At 63.0% G+C, this 18,886-nt stretch carries 16 protein-coding genes; 14 read left to right on the forward strand and 2 right to left on the reverse strand.

The genetic code is table 11. From position 1 onward, the window contains the following. The first annotated feature begins 43 nt into the window (after positions 1-43). The 6 genes from bluB (at position 44) to cobT (ending at position 6,638) form a co-directional block, all read left to right on the forward strand. Positions 44-754 carry a 5,6-dimethylbenzimidazole synthase gene (gene bluB / locus ACFIQF_RS12625; RefSeq protein ID WP_393943283.1) on the forward strand — a complete coding sequence of 237 codons (711 nt, stop codon included), beginning with the start codon at positions 44-46 and terminating at the stop codon, positions 752-754. Beyond that, on the forward strand, positions 751-1,836 hold the full coding sequence (cbiB, locus tag ACFIQF_RS12630) for an adenosylcobinamide-phosphate synthase CbiB (RefSeq protein ID WP_393943285.1): 1,086 nt from the start codon (positions 751-753) through the stop codon (positions 1,834-1,836). Before bluB ends, cbiB begins: the two co-directional genes overlap by 4 nt. Further along, positions 1,829-2,872: an aminotransferase class I/II-fold pyridoxal phosphate-dependent enzyme gene (locus ACFIQF_RS12635; protein ID WP_393943286.1), complete on the forward strand. Its 1,044-nt coding sequence runs from the start codon at positions 1,829-1,831 to the stop codon at positions 2,870-2,872. The genes cbiB and ACFIQF_RS12635 overlap by 8 nt, the downstream gene beginning before the upstream one ends. Positions 2,873-2,875: 3 nt before the next feature. Then, positions 2,876-4,384 carry a cobyric acid synthase gene (locus ACFIQF_RS12640; RefSeq protein ID WP_393943288.1) on the forward strand — a complete coding sequence of 503 codons (1,509 nt, stop codon included), beginning with the start codon at positions 2,876-2,878 and terminating at the stop codon, positions 4,382-4,384. Positions 4,385-4,538: 154 nt separating this feature from the next. Beyond that, on the forward strand, positions 4,539-4,973 hold the full coding sequence (locus ACFIQF_RS12645) for a hypothetical protein (protein ID WP_393943290.1): 435 nt from the start codon (positions 4,539-4,541) through the stop codon (positions 4,971-4,973). 549 nt (positions 4,974-5,522) lie between these two features. Then, positions 5,523-6,638: a nicotinate-nucleotide--dimethylbenzimidazole phosphoribosyltransferase gene (gene cobT / locus ACFIQF_RS12650; RefSeq protein WP_393943291.1), complete on the forward strand. Its 1,116-nt coding sequence runs from the start codon at positions 5,523-5,525 to the stop codon at positions 6,636-6,638. Positions 6,639-6,660: 22 nt separating this feature from the next. Here the strand turns inward: cobT and nth are convergent, their stop codons facing one another. Then, the gene (gene nth, locus ACFIQF_RS12655; protein ID WP_393943292.1) at positions 6,661-7,314 is read right to left on the reverse strand and encodes an endonuclease III; all 654 of its coding nucleotides are present in this window, start codon (positions 7,312-7,314) and stop codon (positions 6,661-6,663) included. A 119-nt stretch (positions 7,315-7,433) separates the two neighbouring features. Here nth and ACFIQF_RS12660 point away from each other — a divergent pair, with 119 nt between their 5' ends. Then, on the forward strand, positions 7,434-8,882 hold the full coding sequence (locus ACFIQF_RS12660) for an amidase (protein ID WP_393943294.1): 1,449 nt from the start codon (positions 7,434-7,436) through the stop codon (positions 8,880-8,882). A gap of 16 nt (positions 8,883-8,898) precedes the next feature. On the opposite strand, the gene ACFIQF_RS12665 is transcribed toward ACFIQF_RS12660, so the two are convergent. After that, positions 8,899-9,915, reverse strand: a complete 1,017-nt coding sequence (locus ACFIQF_RS12665) for an Lnb N-terminal periplasmic domain-containing protein (RefSeq protein ID WP_393943296.1) — start codon at positions 9,913-9,915, stop codon at positions 8,899-8,901. Positions 9,916-10,135: 220 nt separating this feature from the next. Here ACFIQF_RS12665 and ACFIQF_RS12670 point away from each other — a divergent pair, with 220 nt between their 5' ends. From ACFIQF_RS12670 to ACFIQF_RS12700, 7 genes are all read left to right on the forward strand, one after another. Further along, positions 10,136-11,332, forward strand: a complete 1,197-nt coding sequence (locus tag ACFIQF_RS12670) for an aminotransferase-like domain-containing protein (RefSeq protein WP_393943298.1) — start codon at positions 10,136-10,138, stop codon at positions 11,330-11,332. A 106-nt stretch (positions 11,333-11,438) separates the two neighbouring features. Then, positions 11,439-11,660, forward strand: a complete 222-nt coding sequence (locus ACFIQF_RS12675) for a SlyX family protein (RefSeq protein ID WP_393943300.1) — start codon at positions 11,439-11,441, stop codon at positions 11,658-11,660. A 329-nt stretch (positions 11,661-11,989) separates the two neighbouring features. After that, complete coding sequence (locus tag ACFIQF_RS12680) at positions 11,990-12,997, forward strand: ABC transporter permease (RefSeq protein ID WP_393943302.1); 1,008 nt, start codon at positions 11,990-11,992, stop codon at positions 12,995-12,997. A 52-nt stretch (positions 12,998-13,049) separates the two neighbouring features. Continuing rightward, on the forward strand, positions 13,050-14,078 hold the full coding sequence (locus tag ACFIQF_RS12685; RefSeq protein ID WP_393943304.1) for a sugar ABC transporter substrate-binding protein: 1,029 nt from the start codon (positions 13,050-13,052) through the stop codon (positions 14,076-14,078). Between the two features lie 113 nt (positions 14,079-14,191). Beyond that, positions 14,192-16,306, forward strand: coding sequence for an ABC transporter permease (locus ACFIQF_RS12690; protein WP_393943306.1), 2,115 nt, complete (start codon positions 14,192-14,194; stop codon positions 16,304-16,306). Continuing rightward, positions 16,303-17,358: a strictosidine synthase gene (locus ACFIQF_RS12695; protein ID WP_393943307.1), complete on the forward strand. Its 1,056-nt coding sequence runs from the start codon at positions 16,303-16,305 to the stop codon at positions 17,356-17,358. Before ACFIQF_RS12690 ends, ACFIQF_RS12695 begins: the two co-directional genes overlap by 4 nt. After that, positions 17,355-18,848 carry a sugar ABC transporter ATP-binding protein gene (locus ACFIQF_RS12700; protein WP_393943309.1) on the forward strand — a complete coding sequence of 498 codons (1,494 nt, stop codon included), beginning with the start codon at positions 17,355-17,357 and terminating at the stop codon, positions 18,846-18,848. Before ACFIQF_RS12695 ends, ACFIQF_RS12700 begins: the two co-directional genes overlap by 4 nt. The last annotated feature ends 38 nt before the right edge of the window (positions 18,849-18,886 follow it).

An 18,886-nucleotide genomic window follows, 5' to 3' on the forward strand; every position in this document is an offset into this window, starting at 1 on the left:
GAGGCGCTGCAGCAGGCACTGCTTGTGACGGAAAATAGCGCCCATGTCTGATACCACGCCCAGCCAGCCGCCGGCCACCATTCCCGCCACGCCTTTTACCGAGGCGGAGCGCGCGGCGGTCTACCGTGCCATTTACGAGCGCCGCGACATGCGGCATTTTGCTGGCGGCGAGGTCAGCGAAGAAGTACTGCTGCGCTTGCTGCGGGCGGCGCACCACGCGCCCAGCGTCGGCTTCATGCAGCCTTGGCGCTTTATCCGGGTGAAGGACCGCGCCATGCGCGCCAGCATCCATGTGCTGGTCGAGGACGAACGCGTGCGTACCGCCCACGCATTGGGCGAGCGCGAAGAAGACTTCATGAAACTCAAGGTGCAAGGCGTGCTGGACGCGGCCGAGGTGCTGGTGGTGGCCATGCCGCCAGGGCGGGAGGCGCATATTTTTGGCCGCCGCACCTTGCCCGAGATGGATATTGCCAGCAGCGCCTGCGCCATTCAGAACCTGTGGCTGGCGGCGCGCGCTGAAGGCCTGGGCATGGGCTGGGTCTCGATCTTCGACCCGGTGGCGCTGGCCCATTTGCTCAAAATGCCCGAAGGCGCGCACCCGCTGGGCGTGCTCTGCCTCGGCCCGGTCGATGCCTATTACGCCGAACCCATGCTGCAGCAAGAAAAATGGGCCAGCCGTGCCCCGCTGCAAGACATGTTGATGGATGACTGCTGGGACGGCACCCCCGGCCCTGGCAGTGCCGCTGGCGCATGACGGCGCTTTCGCTTTGGGACTTGTTCATCGCCTCCTTCAGCCCCTTGGTCTGGCTGTGGCGGGTTGTTGTGGCTGCCGATGCGGGCAGTCAGATCGCCTGGTTGCAAACCGTGTTGTGCGTGCTGATTGCTGTGTTGGTGGCGCTGCTGCTGGACAAGCTGTGGGGTGAGCCGCCCGCCTGGCTGCACCCTGTGGTCTATATGGGCAAGCTGTTGGGCGCGGTGGGGCAAGCGCTGGCACCACGCGCTGAGGTAGAGAAAGACTGGTTGCGTTTTATGCTGGCCGCGCTGGCCTGGTGCGCCATGGCGGCCCTGGTTTTCATGCTGTACTGGCTGCTGCAAGTGCTCTTGCCGTTGCGGCCTTGGTGGTTGCCTGGCGTGGCGCTGGGCGTGTTGCTCAAGCCTTTGTTGTCGTGGCGCATGTTGCAGGACGAAGTGCTGGCGGTAGAGGCGGCGCTGCAGCAATCGCTGCCTGCAGGCCGTGAGCGCCTGACCTGGCTCGTCAGCCGCGACACCTCGCAGCTCGATGCGGCCACGGTGCGCGAAAGCGCCATCGAAACCCTGGCCGAGAATTTGAACGATTCGGTGATCGCGCCGCTGTTCTGGTTTGTCGTGGCCGGTTTGCCCGGCGCAGCGCTCTACCGTTTTGCCAACACGGCCGACGCCATGTGGGGCTACCCCGGCTGGCGCGGCAAGGGCGAGCAGCGCCGCCACTGGCAGTGGGCGGGCAAATGGGCAGCGCGGGCCGACGATGTGCTCAACTGGATTCCCGCGCGGCTGACTGCCGCCTGGCTGGCTTTGCTGGCGGGCGGTGTTGGCTGGCAAGCGCTGCGTCGTGATGCCTCAGTGACGCCTTCGCCCAACGGCGGCTGGCCCATGGGCACCATGGCGCAAGCGCTGGGCGTGCATTTGTCCAAGCCTGGCGTCTACCAACTCAACCCGCAGGGCAGGGCGCCTGAAGCAGCCGATCTGCAGCGCTCTGTGCGCTTGGCGGCGCAAGTAGTGCTGGCGCAGGCGGTGTGTGCCCTGCTCGCCATGGCGGCCCTGGTAATTTGGTGGTGGAAGGAGCTTGCCCATGGATAAAAACAAGCCGCAGCTGATGCATGGTGGCACCGATGCACTTGGTGTGCCAGCGCACGATTTCTCTACCAACCGCAACGCCTGCGGGCCTTGCCCGGTGGCGGTGGCTGCCTTGCAAGCCGCCCATTTGGCGCAATACCCTGATCCACACTACACCGCGCTGCGGGCGCAGTTGGCTGCTTTTCATGGCGTGGCGCTGGAGCGCATTGTCATTGGCGGCAGCAGCAGCGAGTTGATCCACCGTTTGACACAGCACGCGCTGCGCAACGGTGCGCAATACATCACGCTGCCGCAGCACCACTATGGCGATTACCTGCATGCGGCCCAGGTGTGGGGCTTGGCGGTGCAAACGCGATCAGTCGTGAAGAATCAGCCGGCCTTGCACTGGGCTTGCGAGCCATCGAGCCCGCTGGGCTTGCTGGAAGATTATTGGCCGGCGGATTCGCAATCGCTGCCAGCGCTGGCCAGCGAATGGCGGGTACTCGATTGCGCCTACCGCCCTTTGTGGTTGGAAGGCGCTGCACCCCAACGCGGGCTCGATGCGCTCTGGCAGCTGTGGACGCCAAACAAAGCCTTGGGCATGACAGGCGTGCGCGCGGCCTACGCCATTGCGCCGCTGCATGCCAGCGCCCAAGAGCTGCAGGCGCTGTGCGAGCTGGCGCCTTCTTGGGTGGTGGGCGCGCACGGCGTCGCCATGTTGCAAGCCTGGGTGACTGCCGAAGTCCAGCACTGGTTGGCGCAAAGCCTGCAGACCTTGCGCGAGTGGAAAGCGCAGCAACTGGCCATGTGCGAGCGCCTGGGCTGGCAAGTTGTACCTGGCCACCAGGCCAACTATTTTGTGGCTCAGGTTCCGGTAGCAGCGGGCACTTGGGATGCACGCCTGCAAACGTTGCGCACACAAGGCATCAAACTGCGCGATTGCCGCAGCTTCGGTTTGCCCGGTCATGTGAGGCTGGGCGTGCTGCCGCCGGCATCGCAAGCTGCGCTGGAGCAAGCCTGGAACCCATCTGGAGCAGGCCGGATCGAGATCGAGAACTGAAGCATGAACGAACCTATTCAACTCCCCCAGCCCACTCCCGGCCAGCGCCCCGCCTTGTGCGTGATGGTGCTGGGCACCAGCAGCGGCGCGGGCAAAAGCTGGGTGGCCACGGCGCTATGCGCCTGGTACCGCGCGCAAGGTTACAAGGTAGCGCCGTTCAAGGCGCAGAACATGAGCAACAACGCCCGCGTGGTGGCTACGCCCGCAGGCCAATGGGGCGAGATTGGCACGGCGCAATACCTGCAGGCGCTGGCCGCCGGTTGCACGCCCGATGTGCGCATGAACCCTTTGCTGCTCAAGCCTGAGGCCGATACGCGCAGCCAGGTGGTGCTGTTCGGCCAGGTCAGTGACGAGCTCAGCGCCATGCCCTGGCGTGGCCGTAGCCTGAAAGTGTGGCCGCAGATTGCGCAGGCGCTCGACGAGCTGCGGGCCGAGAACGATGTGGTGGTGATCGAAGGCGCAGGCTCGCCCGCCGAGATCAACCTGCACGCCAGCGATGTGGTGAACATGCGCGTGGCCAAGCACTGCAATGCGCACTGCTTGTTGGTGGCCGATATTGACCGTGGCGGCGCTTTCGCCCACCTGTACGGCACCTGGGCTTTGTTGCCGGAAGACGAGCAGCAATTGATCCAAGGCTTTGTGCTGAACAAGTTTCGTGGCGATGCTTCGCTGCTGGCACCTGCGCCGCAAATGCTGCAAGAGAAAACCGGCGTGCCCACGGTCGCCTGCATCCCCATGCAGTTTGCCCATGGCCTGCCCGAGGAAGACGGCGTTTTTGACGACCGCGGCAGCACGGGCGCTGGCCAGGCCTTGCACACCACGATTGCCATCGTGGCTTACCCGCGCATCAGCAACCTCGACGAATTCCAGCCGCTGCTGCAGGTGCCAGGCGTGCGTGTGGTCTGGGCGCGTTCGCCTGCGCAGATTGCGGATGCAGACTGGGTCATCCTGCCTGGCAGCAAGGCGACGGCGGCAGACCTGGCCTGGATGCGCAGCCAGGCGCTGGACGCGGCCGTGGTAGCCCATGCCAATGCGGGCAAGCGCGTGCTGGGCATCTGCGGCGGCTTGCAAATTTTGGGCGAAGCGCTGATCGATCTGCATGGCGTGGACGGCAACGCCGCCGGACTGGGTTTGCTGCCTTTGGCCACCTTGTTTGCCGCTGAGAAAACCGTGCAGCCCACCAGCATCCATTTGCCGGCGCTGCAAGCACCGTGGCAGGCGCTGAGCGGCGTGCCGGTGCGGGGCTACGAAATCCACCACGGCCAGACCGAATTGCGTGCCGACATGCAGGCCGCGGCATCCCAGCAGGCTTGGGAGCTGTTACCCGGCATGCTGTGGCAAGGCGGGCAACCGGGCGTGATCGGCACTTATCTGCATGGTTTGTTTGAAAATGCAGCGGTCATCCACGCTTTGTTCGGCCAGTCAGCGCCCAGCCTGGAGCAGGTGTTTGCGCGCCTGGCGCAGGGCGTGGCGCAGTGGTTTGGCCCGCAAAGCGGCCAGCAGCGCACTTGAACGAGCGCAAGAGTCGGAGCAATTGTTACGTATCGGGCTTGCCTGTAGGCCCAGACTTGCATAGTCTGGAGCGCTGTGCTGATAAGGCTTGCGCACAAGTTCGCGCAAATTACGCACATGGCTTAACAACACTGTTGGGATGTTCACAATGAAAATGACTGTTCTCCGTTCCTTGCAAGCTACCGTTGCTGCTTTGGCTGTAGGTGCCGCCGGCTTTGCTATGGCCCAGCCCGCGCCCAAGGGCGATGCACCGCCACCACCGCCCAAGCACCACAAGCACGAGCACAAAAAAGGCCATAAAAAGCACGGTGATCGCGGCCCCCGTGACGCTGGCCCGCGCGATGTAGGCGCCGGCAGCTCCAGCGAGCGCGAAGCCGCTGCCGCCCGCCAGGCCGATCGCCAAGGCCAGCTCAGCACCCAGGGCGGTGACCAGTACCAGGCCAATGCAGTAGCCCGCTGCGGTGTCTTTAAGGTAGAAGAAGACAAGCGCGCCTGCCTCGACCGCGTTGCCAAGGGCAATGTCAGCGGTTCCGTCGAAGGCGGCGGTGTGCTGCGCGAATTCACCTACACCGTGCCTGCCAAGCCCTGAGCTTGCGCCGGCCGGCCCGGCCCTGGTCAATGAGCCAGGGCGCCGGGCCTACCAGTCCCCTTTCAGTTTGGACAAAGCACAGGGTGCGCCAACTGACTTTCCGCCCAGGTCGCAAGACCTGGGTTTTTCTTTTGCGCGCACGGTGGGTTTTCGGTTGAGTGCAAGTGCGGTGGCGAAGCTGGCCTCAATGGCAATATTGAGAGTCTTCGTTTTTGGGTGGAGATATGAACCCGTATGCGTTGTTGCGGCGGGGCAGGCCATCCTGCCTTGCCGTACCCAGGTACTGTCGGCGCCCCAGACGCCTAGCCTACGGGTCCATCTCTCCATTGGGGCGAGTAATTCCTACGCCCGCTTCACTGCCAAATGGTGCTGTTGGAATACCGGCTATGGAGCTCTGTCCTTCGTCGGTATCTCAAGAAGATCGTTTGGGCCACCAAGCCGACGCCCCTTTGCCACTGTAGGCCTCTGGCGCAGTGGCTGCTGACAAAGCCCTGCTGCGCGATACTTGGTGGTTTCGTCTTTTGTGCGCGCGATGCTGCGCGTTGAACCATGTCTGCCAGCTCTGCTTCTTCTGCCATTGCTTCACTTGCCGCTCTGATTCCTTCCATTGCTGCCATTGACGACGCGCCTTTCGCCCAGCGGGTGCAGCAGCGCATCGACCACAAGACCAAACCGCTTGGCTCGCTCGGCGTGTTGGAGCAGGTGGCCTTGCGCCTGGCTTGCATATTGGGCAGCGAAGAGCCGGTGCTGCAAGAGCCGCAAATGCTGGTGTTTGCGGCCGACCACGGGCTGGCCGCGCAAGGCGTGTCGGCGTACCCGGTGGATGTGACCTGGCAGATGGTGGAGAACTTTCTGGCGGGCGGTGCAGCTGTCAGCGTGTTGGCGCGGCAGAACGGCATTGCTTTGAATGTGGTCGATTGCGGCGTGGCCAAAGACTTTGCGCCGCGCGAGCAAGACCCGGAGCACAAACTGCCGCCAGCAGGCGAACCGCGCCTGTGGCGCCGCAAAATTGCATATGGTTCGGCCGATTGCAGCCAGGGCGCGGCCATGTCGGCCGAGCAATGCGCGATTGCGCTGCGCAACGGTATGGCCTTGGTGCAGCAGTTGCCGGGCAACGCCTTGCTGTTGGGCGAAATGGGTATTGGCAATACCTCGGCCGCATCGCTGCTGCTGGCGCGTTTGTGCAACGAGCCGATCGAGGCTGTCACCGGCGCGGGCACGGGCCTGAACGCAGAAGGTCTGGCGCGCAAGATCGAAGTGCTGCGCCGTGTGCTGGCTTTGCATGCTGGCGCGCAAGAGCCACTGGCCGTACTGTGCGCCATGGGCGGCTTGGAAATCGCCACCATGGTGGGCGCAGTGCTGCAAGCTGCTGCCGAGCGGCGCGTGATTGTGGTCGATGGCTTTATCACTACGGCCGCCGTGCTGGTAGCCAGCCGCCTGCAGCCCCATGTGTTGCAGCGCTGTGTGTACGCGCACCGCTCGGGCGAGCCTGGTCACACGCGCATGCTGGCGCATTTGCAAGCGCAGCCGCTGCTCGATTGGCAACTGCGTCTGGGCGAAGGCTCGGGCGCTGCGCTGGCCTGGCCTTTGCTGCAATCGGCTTGCACCATGTTGCGCGATATGGCCAGCTTTGCCTCGGCGGGCGTCAGCACGCAATCGGCGTGAGCCGATAGCATGCGCTAAGTCATCAGGATTTGCCGGCAGCCGGTGCTGGCGTCTTGGGCGCAAAGTCGCAGTACGGCGCCACAATGCATTCCCAGCAGCGCGGCTTGCGCGCCTGGCAGACATAGCGGCCCAGCAGAATCAGCCAGTGGTGCGAATCCACGGCGTATTCGGCGGGCACGCGCTGCATCAGCTGCTTTTCCACTTCCAGCGGGTTCTTGCCCGGCGCCAGGCCGGTGCGGTTGCTCACGCGGAAAATGTGCGTATCGACCGCCATGGTCGGCTGGCCGAAGGCCACGTTCAGCACCACATTCGCGGTTTTGCGGCCTACGCCAGGCAGGCCTTCGAGCTGCTCGCGTGTGCCGGGCACCTGGCCCTTGTACTGCTCGACCAGAATGCGGCAAGTCTCCATCAGGTGCTTGGCCTTGCTGCGGTACAGGCCGATGGTCTTGATATGGCTCTCCAGCCCTTCGAGGCCCAGATCCAGAATCGCCTGCGGCGTATTGGCCACCGGGAAGAGCTTGCGTGTGGCTTTGTTCACGCCCACATCGGTTGCCTGGGCCGAGAGCAGCACGGCGGTCAGCAGCTCAAAGACGGAGGTGTATTCCAGCTCGGTTTGTGGTGAAGGGTTGGCGGCCTTGAGCGTGGCAAAAAACGGTTCGATAACAGCGGTTTTCATCGTGGTGGCTTCATGCAATTTGCCAGCCATTATGGGTCAGCCGAGCCGAGGCGACAGCCGCAGTGCAGCCGCTTCACAGGCACTGGTTAGGATGGGGAGAGTTTCACCAAGGAGTTGCCATGTCCCATTCGCCCACCCAGATCACCGAATTGAGCGGGGTTGCGCTCTCGGCTGCCATCCATGCGCGCCAGCTCTCTTGTGTGGAAGTGCTGCAGGCTTATCTGGCGCAGATCGATGCGCTCAATCCGCAGGTCAACGCCATCGTGGCTGCGCAAGACCCTGAAACCCTGCACACCCAGGCGCAGCGCCTGGACATGGAGCTGGCGCAAGGCAGCTCGCGCGGGCTGATGCACGGCATACCGCAGGCGCCCAAGGACATCATGCCGGTGCAAGGCATGGTCACCACCAAAGGCTCGCCCGTGTTTGCCGGCCAGGTGTCACAGGTCGATGCCATCCATTTTGAGCGCCTGCGCGCCAGCGGCGCAGTGTTTGTGGGCCGCACCAACTCGCCCGAATTCGGCCTGGGCGGCCACACCTACAACCCGGTGTATGGCGCCACGCGCAATGCCTGGGTGCCCACGCGCTCAGCCGGTGGCAGCTCGGGAGGCGCAGCCGTGGCAACTGCTTTGCACATGCTGCCGTTTGCCGACGGCTCGGACATGATGGGCTCGCTGCGCACGCCGGCGGCTTTCAACAACGTGTTTGGCTTTCGGCCATCGCTCGGCGCGCTGCCCTATGGCCCGGCCGAAGAAGTGTTCCTGCAGCAGTACAGCACCTGCGGCCCGATGGCGCGCAACGTCCCCGATCTGGCCTTGCAAATGCAAGTGATGGTGGGCGCCGACACGCGCACGCCGCTGGCCCGCGAATGGCCGGCCGACGCTTTTGCCGTGGCTGGCTTGGAGCGCAGTTTTACCGGCACCCGTATTGGCTGGCTGGGCGATTGGGGCGGCCACCTAGCCATGGAGGAGGGCTTGCTCGCGCAGCAAGAAGCTGCTTTGGAGCACTTCCGCAGCCTGGGCGCCAGTGTCGAACCCGCCGTGCTCGATTTCGATCTGGAGCAGCTGTGGGAGGCCTGGCTTGATCTGCGCAGCCTGCAGGTGGCCGGCAACAACCTGGCGCTCTACACCGACCCGGCCAAGCGCGCTTTGCTCAAGCCCGAAGCCGTGTGGGAGATAGAGCGCGGCATGCGCCTCTCGGGCATCCGCATCTACGAAGCCGCCAAGGTGCGCAGCGCCTGGTACCAGCAGCTGCGCGGCCTGCTGGAGCGCTTTGACTACCTGGTGATGCCCAGCACCCAGGTCTACCCTTTTGCGGTGGAGCTGGACTGGCCGCACACCATTGGCGCACGCGAAATGGACACCTACCACCGCTGGATGGAAGTGGTGATCGCCGCCACCATGGCCGGCCTGCCAGCGCTGGCTGTGCCTGCCGGCATCAGTGCCGAAGGCTTGCCCGCCGGCATTCAGATTGTGGGTGGCTTGCGTGCCGACATGGCCGTGCTGCAGCTCGGCCAGGCTTATGACGCGGCCAGTGGCTACAGCCAGCTGCGCAGTCCGTTGCTGGCTTAAGTACCAGCGCTGCCCCTCAAGGCAACACCGGCGCCTGCGGCACACCCTTGCGGATGGCGGCAGAGAAATCGTCACTCGGTTGGGTAGATTTGGCGCGGGCGTTGATAAGCGCCGCTGCCTGGATGGCCGCAAAATCGTGCTCGCGGGCCAGGGCGCCTACGCTGTCCACATACTGCGGCAGGTAGCCGCTGGCCAGCAGGCGCCAGTCGAGCGGCAGGCCGGGCACGATGGCTTTGACCATGTCGAACACGATGGTGGTGCAGTTGGCAAAAACCGTGTGGTAGAACTGCGGTTGCTCCACCAGCTTGTTGGCTTTGTCGACGTAGGCGATGAAGAGCGAGCGCATGGCCGCATGCGGCATTTTCACGCTGTACAGATACACGTCTTCGCCGCGCAAATTGCTGCGCACACGCAGAATATCGCGCTCCTCGGCGGCCACCAGGCTCAGCTCGAACTGCTTGAAAAAGCCACCAATGGCCGAGAAGCTCTCGTGCGCCTCTTTGCGGATCTCGACCGAGAAAGTCAAGTAGCGGCGCGGGCCCTTGCCGTCGTCAAAACCAAAACTCACCAGCGTGTGGGCGATGGCCGGTCCCATCCAGTACGAAGTGGCCATGTCTACCGAGGCGAGCTGGCGCAGGTCGTAGCTGCGGTTCTCCCAGCGTGGCGTGGCCTTGTTCTCGCTTTGCCAGTCGAAATTGCGCACATTGTGCAGTTGCACGATATCGCCTTGCACGCTGCCCGACAGCTGCTGTGCTACATCCGGTGCCCAGCGCCGGGTGTTCGAGGGCTGGATGGTGTTCCACCACAGCAAAATCGCCGCCAGCAGCACGCCAAAAACTAGCAAGGCCTTGGGCACGCGGTGTTGCCAGAGTAAAAAAATGCAGTACAGGCCCACGCCCACCCAGACGCCCAGAATCAGCCCGCGTGCTGAAGCGGATGTCACACTGCCGGCCAGCTGGTACCACAGGGCGCCACAGGCCCAGACCACGGCGCCCAGCATCAGCAGCGAAGCGATCAGTTTGACGATGCCCAAGAAAAATCCAGCGATACGCATAGTGCTTATTGGTCTTTTGAATTGCCCCTCCGGGCAATCTGTTTTCAGTGCACCAAGCATAGACGAGGAATAAACGCGCAAATCCCGTGGGGGATGCCATAGCGACGTGTGTGGATGGTAAAAAGTTGCAAAATGGCCGAGGTTGCCGCGCCCGGGCCCCGGTCGGCGCGGCTGTATTTTTAGATCCTGAGAAAGCCTTATGACACTGCGTTTCGCCTCTCGCCTCGACAACGTCGAGACGTCCGCCATCCGTGAACTGTTCAAGCTGCTGGGCAAGCCCGGCATCATCAGCTTTGCCGGGGGCTTTCCTGACGCGGCCATGTTTGACGTGGACGGCGTGCAGCAAGCCGCGAACGCTGCCTTGAAGGAAGAGCCCGGTGCCGCGCTGCAATACGGTGCCACCGAAGGCTATATGCCTTTTCGTGAGCAGATCGCCAGCTTCATGGCTGGCAAGGGCGTGCAAAACCTGGCGCCAGAGCAGCTGATCACCACTACCGGCAGCCAGCAAGCGCTGGATCTGCTGGCCAAAACCATGATCTCGCCCGGCGACAAGGTGATTGTCGAAGGCCCCACCTTCCTGGCCACCATCCAGTGTTTCCGCCTGTACGGCGCAGAAGTCATCAGCGCGCCGATCGACGACAACGGTGTCATCACCGAAGAGCTGGACAAGCTGATCGCCGAGCACCAGCCCAAGCTGGTGTACCTGATCCCCACCTTTGGCAACCCCAGTGGCGTGCTGCTGAGCCAGGAGCGCCGCAAGCAGGTGCTGGAGATGGCCGTGCGCCACCAGACCCTGATCGTCGAAGACGATCCCTATGGCGATCTGTACTTTGACGCGCCTCCGCCTCCCAGCCTGCTGGCGCAATCGCACCTGGTGCCCGGCAGCCGCGACTATTTGGCCCACTGCGGCAGCATGAGCAAGGTGCTCAGCCCCGGCCTGCGGCTGGGTTGGTTGATCGCCCCGGCCGAGCTGCTGGCCAAGTGCGTGATGTGCAAGCAGTTCAGCGATGCGCACACCAGCACCTTCACCCAAGCCACCGCCGCCCAGTACCTGAAGGCCGGCCGCATGCCCGCCACCCTGGACCGTGTGCGCACCACCTATGCCGCCCGCAGCAAAGCCATGGGCGACGCCTTGCGCAGCCAGCTCGGCGATGCCGTGCGCTTTGTGCAACCCCAAGGCGGCATGTTCATCTGGGTGCATTTGACGGGCGCCAACGGCCAAGAGAAGGACGGCGATGCGCTGGCCAAGCGCGCCATTGAGCAGGGCGTGGCCTTTGTGCCGGGCGCTCCTTTCTTTGCGCAAACCACGGACCGCTCCACCTTCCGCCTGTCGTTCGCTACGGCAGACATTCCCAAGATCGAAGAAGGCATTGCCCGCCTGGCCAAGGCGTTCTAAAGCCTGCCTCTGACTGTCTTTAGTCTTTGCGCGCCGGCGTGTGTGTCACACGCCGGCGTTATGCTTTTTGCCGTGCCTGCGCGCACGCAGCCCCCAAGGAAACACCATGTCCACCACCGAAGCCCTGCAGCAGCGCATCGAAGCGCTAGAGATCAAAGCCGCTTACGCCGACGATCTGCTCGAAGAGCTGAACCTCACCATCTACAAACAGCAGCAACAGATCGACCGCCTGATCACCCTGCTGCGCGACCTGCAGCAACGCATGCCCGAGCAAGGTGGCGGTGCCAGCGTGCGCAATTTGCGCGACGAATTGCCGCCGCATTATTGAAAATCTAATGGGGTTTATTGCTCAGTCGCAAAGGCTTGGCGGGTATTCCCGCATTGGGTTTGACCTAGTTAATTGTTTATAAAGATCGCGTTCGCCAATTCAGAATAGGTAAATTTTTTCGCCTCATGCACAGTGTGGCGAACTCTCCAGCTAGCTTGTTTTTACGCGCTCCCATCGCTAGCGTTTTCGTTGCAAAAAGTAAGAAGAATCCTGTTTTTCATGGCTGCTGCATAAACCCTGTTTTTGTCTTTTTCTGCGTGTTGGTCTGTCGGTTGGTCAAGGGTCTTGGTCCATACAGTCATAAAACAGAAATAACCAGGAGACAAGGTGTGCATGCTGTGAAATCTGCAGGCGCGCAAGCGGGCCTCAGCCGTCACCTGAACCAGGAACGCATCGTCCTGTTCATGACCGTGCTGCTGTTTGCGGTGTTCGCTTTGGTACTGCCCAAATTTCTCTCGGCCCCCAATATGCTGGCGCTGCTGCGCAGCGTGGCCGTGCTCGGTATTTTGGGTGTAGGCATGCTGGTGGTGGTGCTGGGGCGCGGCATTGATCTGTCGATGGTGGCCATCATGGCTATCTCGGTGGCCTGGGCGCTGCAGCTCAAAAACACGGGCAGCTCATTGGGCGTGGCGCTGTTGCTGGGTTTGGGCTTTGCGGTGCTGATGAGTTTGATCAGCGGCCTCTTGATCGCCTACGCCGAAATCCCGCCTTTGTTCGCCACCCTGGCCATGGCTACCGTGGTGTACGGCTTTGGCCGCGCCAAGCTGATTGCTGGCACCGATGTGGTCTACATGCCCGAAGACATCGGCTGGATCAAGGCGCTCGGCCAGGGCGTTTTCCTGGGTATACCGGCGCCGGTCATCATTGCCTTGGTGGTGGCCTTGCTGGCCTGGGCTTTTCTCTACTACACCAAGCCGGGCCGTTTCATCTACGCCATTGGCGACAACGCGGCGGCCGCCCGCATCAGCGCCATTCCGGTGCGCCCCATCCTGGTTTTGCAATATGTGATGTCGGGTGTGATCGCGTTCCTGGCCGGCGTGGTCACCGCTACTTCGGTGGCCGCCATGAATACGCGGGTGGTCAACTCCAACATGATTTACGACGTGATTCTGGTCGTGGTGCTGGGCGGCGTGGGCCTGTCTGGCGGGCGCGGCAATGTGCGCAATGTTCTGGTGGGGACTTTGCTGATTGGCGTGTTGGTGAACGGCATGACGATCATGGACGTGCAATACACCGTGCAAAACGTCATCAAGAGCCTGATCTTGCTGGCGGCCATTATTGCGGACAGCATTCTGAATCCGCGTGACGAACAAACGGGGCAACAAGGCGATATCTGACAGATTTTTCAAGCTGATTTTCAACTGCGTTGGGGAACCACAGGAGGTAGACATGCAAGCATTCAAACGGTTGGGGCTGTCGCTGGCAGCGGGTACTGTGTTGGCGATGGGCGTGGGCAGCGCCTGTGCGCAGGATGTGATGAACGACCCGTTCCGCGACCCGGCGCTGTCGGCCTTGAAAGGCAAGACCATTGCCTATCTGCCGATCTCCATCGGCTTTGACCTGGCCCAGGCTTGGGGCGGCGTGGTCAAGCAGCAGGCCCAGGTGTACGGCATGAAGTTCACCTCGCAAGACCCGAACTGGAACACCGGCGCCATGGTGCAGGGCTTCACTGCCTTGCTGGCCTCCAAGCCCGATGTGATCCTGACGCAAAACCCCGACATGCAATCGCTGGCACGCCTGATGAAGCAGGCCAACCAGCAGGGCATTGTGGTGGTACAGATGAACATGGCTGGCGCGGTGCAGACCGATGCGGTGGTGGCGCCCGATTTCATCGGCATGGGGGAAGCCATTGCCAACAAGGTGATCGAGAAATGCGGTGCCAAAACCAACACCTCGCACAAGGTGGCCTTGGTGCAGGGCGTGCTGACGGGCGGCGTGAGCTTCTACCAGGTGCAAGGCATCAAGAAGGTGTTTGCGCAGCACCCCGAGATCAAGCTGGTCTCCAGCCAGGCGGCGGACTGGGACGCCACCAAGGCCCGCGCCATCACCGAAACCGCCTTGCAGCAAAACCCGGACATGTGCGCCGTGATTGACGTGTGGGACGGCCAGGGCGTGGGCACGGGCGCAGCCATCAAGCAGGCCAAGCTGACCGACAAGGTGTTCTTCATCACCTCGGGCGGCGGTGCGCAATCCATGTGCGACAAGCTCAAGGACGGCACCTTCTCGGCCGCCTACAACTACGACGCCGTAGGCATGGGGCGCGACGCCTGGACCGCCATCATGGTGGCCTTGCAAAATAAAAAGGGCGGCGGCGCCATCAAGACGCAAATGTATTCGCCCTACCGTTACATGACCAAGGAAGACGTCAAGGACGGCACCTGCTTCAACCCCGAAGAGTACGCCAAGATCCTGCGCTGAGGCGGCGCTTCGCCACAGCAGTACCAGCGGTGCAGCGTGCCTGCACCGGCTGCGCTGTGCACGGGCCCGGGCGCTGGCGTCCGGGTCGGGAATCCATTCGAACGAGGTGAGATGTGACGCAGGCCAGCACCCTCCGCAAGCTGAGATACCGCTTTATTCCTGACCATGTGATCGGCGAGATTCTGTCGAAAAAGTGGATCGACAACGCCATCCCTTTCCTGGTGCTGCTGGCCGTGGTGGCCGTGTTTGGCAGCTTGTTGCCGAACTTCTTCACGGCCAGTAACTTCTCCACCATGTCGCGCGAGCTCGGCGAGTTTGCGCTGATCTGCCTGGCCATGATGGTGGTGATCGTGGTGGGCGGTATCGATTTGTCGGTGGGCTCCAACTTTGCGCTGGGCAACTTCACCGCGCTGGCGCTGCTCAACCTGGCGCAATGGCCGCTGTGGGCCGCCGTCATTGGCGCTGTGTTGGTGTGCGGCGCGGTGGGTTTGATCAACGGCTTGCTGATCGGCTACCTGCGGCTGCGGGCGTTTTTGACGACGCTGGTCACGCTGATCATCGTGCGTGCGATTGTCGACATGCTGCTGCTCAAATACGTGCAAGCCATGTCGATGAGCTTTTTCAGCGACCCGACCTGGGATCTGATCGGCATGGGCGAAGTGCTCGGCATGCCGTTCTCGTTTGTGCTGCTGATGGTGGTGGCGCTGATCGGGCATTTGCTCATCACCCGCACGCGGCCTGGCTGGCGCGCCATGGCGGTAGGCGGTTCGCGCCGCTCGGCGCACAACATCGGCCTGCCGGTGCGGGCCATTGTGTGCAGCGCCTACACCATCTCGGGCCTGCTGTGCGGGCTGGCCGGCGTGCTGTATGCGGCGCGGCTTTCCGGCGCGGGCTCGGACACGGGCATGGGTCTGGAGATCATGGCGCTGACGGCGGCCATCATTGGTGGCAACTCGCTGGGCGGCGGGCGCGGCTCGGTCGTCAAGGCACTGATTGGCGCGGTGATTGTTTTCACCTTGACCAATGGCGTGCTGCGCCTGGGTTTGAACTCCGGCTCCGGCCCCATGGTGCTGGGCCTGACGCTGTTGCTGGCGGTGTTCATCGACGTGCGCTGGCTCAAGAACCGCGACAAGCTGCTCAACAAAGTCTATGTCTCGCCCACGCTGATGGAGCTGCCGCAGCCGCGCAGCACGGCCGACGGACCACTGGCCTTGAACGACCGGTTGGCCGAGGTCGAGATCATCGGCCTGGGCCAGGTCGAAAGCCCGGAAGACGTGATTCTGGACGAGCAAGACCGCCTTTATTGCGGCACGCGCCACGGCGATATCGTGCGCTTTTTGCCGCCCAACTACACCGAGCACGAGGTGTTCGCGCATATCGGCGGCTCGCCTCTGGGCATGACTTTTGACCGCGAGCACAACCTGCTGGTGTGTGTAGGCGGCATGGGCCTGTACAAGGTTTCGCCGCAAGGCGCAGTGAGCAAGATGACGGACGAAACCAACCGCTCCAAGCTCTCGGTGGTGGACGACAGCCGCCTGCGCCTGGCCGACGACTGCGATATTGCGCCTGACGGAAAAGTCTATTTCTCCGAAGCCACGGTGCGCTACGAAATGCACGATTGGCCGGTGGATGCGCTGGAGAGCCGGGGCAATGGCCGCATCATCTGCCACGACCCGGCCACCGGCAAAACCAACACCGCAGTGCGCAAACTGGTCTTCCCCAATGGCGTGTGCACAGCGCAAGACGGGCAATCGATGCTGTTTGCCGAAAGCTGGGCCTGCCGCATCAGCCGGCTCTGGATCAGCGGCCCCAAGGCCGGCCAGGTCGAGGTGGTGGTGGACCGCTTGCCCGGCTACCCGGACAACATCAACCGCGCTTCTGACGGCAGTTACTGGTGCGCCATCATGGGCATGCGCTCGCCCGCGCTCGATGTGGCGCTGCGCATGCCGGGTTTCCGCAAGCGCATGTCGCGCCGCATCGCGTTTGACCAGTGGCTCTACCCCAACCTCAATATCGGCTGTGTGATTCGCTTCAACGACCAGGGCGAGGTGCTCGAATCGCTCTGGGACCAAGGCGCTAAAAACCACCCGATGATCACCTCGATGCGCGAGCACAAGGGCTGGCTCTACCTGGGCGGCATCACCAACAACCGCATCGGCCGCATCCGGCTGCCCAACGCCGATCCCCACTGGACGGCCTGGTCCGATTACTGGGGGAAGCAGGCATGATGGCCGCACTCAAAACCTTCACCGACCGCTTGCTGGGCCGCGGCAGCGCTGCGCTGACCGTGCCGCCGATGGACGGCGCACTCAAGCCCAACAACCGGCTGGAAGAAGCGGCTGCCGGTATTGCCGCGCAGGAGCCGCTGGCGCTGGCTGTCAAAGACGGCCAGGTGCTTTGGGCCGAAGGCCAGCAACTGCGGTCGGAGGCTGGTGTTGTAGCCACCGCCGCAGGCCGCATTACCGCGCTGGCTGTGTCGCCCGCTGGCGCTGTTGCGCTGGCGGCCGAAGGGCACGGCATTACGCTTGATGGTGCGAGTGTTCCCGCCTTGGCGCAGTTGGCTTGTGTCACAGCCTTGGCTTTTGAAGGCGAGGCAACGCTCTGGATTGCCATCGGCTCCACGCAGAACCCGTTCAGCGCCTGGTCGCGAGATTTTCTGGAAATGCGCCGCAGCGGCCAGCTCCTGCGCTATGACCTGGGCACGCAGCAACTCAGCACCTTGGCCGAGCGCCTGGCTTTCCCTTTCGGGCTGCTGCCCACGGCACAAGGCGTGGTTGTGAGCGAAAGCTGGCAGCGGCGGCTGGTTTGCATTGACCGCAACGGCAAGCGCAGCACCGTCATCGACAACCTGCCCGGCTACCCGGCCGGCTTGTCCGCTGCCGCTGGCGGCGGTTATTGGTTGGCGGTGTTTGCGCCCTGCAATCCCTTGCTGGAGCTGGTGCTGCGTGAGCCCGAATACCGCCACGCCATGATGGCCGAGGTTGATCCGCGTTACTGGATTGCGCCCGCGCTGCGCTCCGGCCAGTCTTTCCTGGAGCCCATGCAGGGCGGGGCGCTCAAGCAGATGGGCATTCTCAAGCCCTGGGCGCCCAGCCTGTCTTATGGCCTGGTGCTGCATTTGTCGCCCGATTTCATACCGCTGCAAAGCTTGCACAGCCGCGCTGGTGGCAAGCGGCACGGCATCACATCTGTGCTGGAGCACGGCCAGCAGCTGTGGGCGGCCAGCGCCGGTGGCCACGAAGTACTGCGCCTGCGCAGCAGCGAAGGAGGTGGCCGATGAGCCCGATTGTCGAGTTGCGCAAAGTCACCAAGGCTTTCCACGGCGTGCCCGCGCTGCGCGATGTCAGCTTTGAGCTGCTGCCCGGCGAAGTGCATGCCTTGCTGGGCGAAAACGGGGCCGGAAAATCGACGCTGACCAAGATCATCGCCGGCGTGCACAGCCCCACGCAGGGCGAGGTGTTCTTCAATGGCGACAAGCTCAGCCTCGCCAACCCGGTGGATGCGCTGCGCCACGGCATTGCCATGGTTTTTCAGGAGACATCGCTGGTGCCTTCGCTCACGGTGGCGCAGAACATTTACCTGGGCAACGAGCGCTTTTTCAACCGGCTGCGTGGCATTTACATCTCGGCGCAGCAGTTTTTGCAATCGCTCAACTTCAATGTCGATCCCACCAAATACGTCAGCCAACTCGGCGCGGCGCAAAAACAGATGGTGGAAATTGCCCGCGCTGTACACCACAAGGCCCGCGTCATTATTTTTGACGAGCCTACCGCCACCTTGACGCCCGAAGAGAAACACCATTTCTTCGGCCTGGTGGAGCGGCTCAAGGCCGACGGCGTGTCGATCATCTTCATCAGCCACGCGCTGGAAGAAGCGCTCGCCATCTCCGACCGGATCACCATCCTGCGCGACGGCCAGCATGTCATCACCGACCAGGCCCGCGCTTTCACGCGCGACAGCATCATCTCGCACATGGTGGGCCGCACGCTGACCGAAGACCTGTACCAGAAGAAAGGCCGCAGCGCCCGCGCCTACGGCGCCAAGGTGCTCAGCGTGGAAAACCTGTCGATGGGCCGCATGGTGCGCAACACCTCGTTCTCGGTCTACGGCGGCCAGATCACCGGCATCTTCGGGCTCATTGGCTCGGGCCGCACCGAAACCGCCAAAATCATTGCCGGCGTGGTGAAGCGCGATTTTCTGCATGGCGGCGAAGTGCGGCTGGGCGAGCGCTCGGTGCGCTACCGCACGCCCCGGCCGGCGGTGCAGGACGGCATTGTCTACGTCACCGAAGACCGCAAGCTCGAAGGCTTTTTTGAAACCAAATCCATCGCCGAGAATATCTACACCGGCTTGTTGGGCGCCGATCTGAACCGCGCGCCCATCGTCTCGCATGCCGAGATGATGGAGCTGTCGGCTTTCTGGACGCAGCGCCTGAACATCCGCGCCATCGACGGCAATGCCAAGGTGATCGAGCTCTCGGGCGGCAACCAGCAAAAAGTGGTGGTGGCCAAAGCCCTGGTGCAAAAGCCCAAGCTGGTGATTCTGGACGAGCCCACGCGCGGGGTGGATGTAGGCGCGATTGCCGAGATTCACGCCGTCATCAACGAGCTGGCGAACAGCGGCATCGCGGTGGTGGTGATCTCGTCTTACCTGCCCGAAATCATGAACCTGGCCGACCGCGTGCTGGTGGCCCGGCAAGGGCGCGTGGTGGAAGAGTTCGACATCGAAGAAGCCTCCGAAGAAAAGATCATGTACGCCGCCGTGCACTGACGGTGCAGGCGCAGCCAAGGAGAGCAGCCATGCCAGTG

It is taken from the genome of Comamonas trifloxystrobinivorans, assembly GCF_043359985.1.
GTDB classification, from domain to species: Bacteria; Pseudomonadota; Gammaproteobacteria; order Burkholderiales; family Burkholderiaceae_C; genus Comamonas; species Comamonas trifloxystrobinivorans.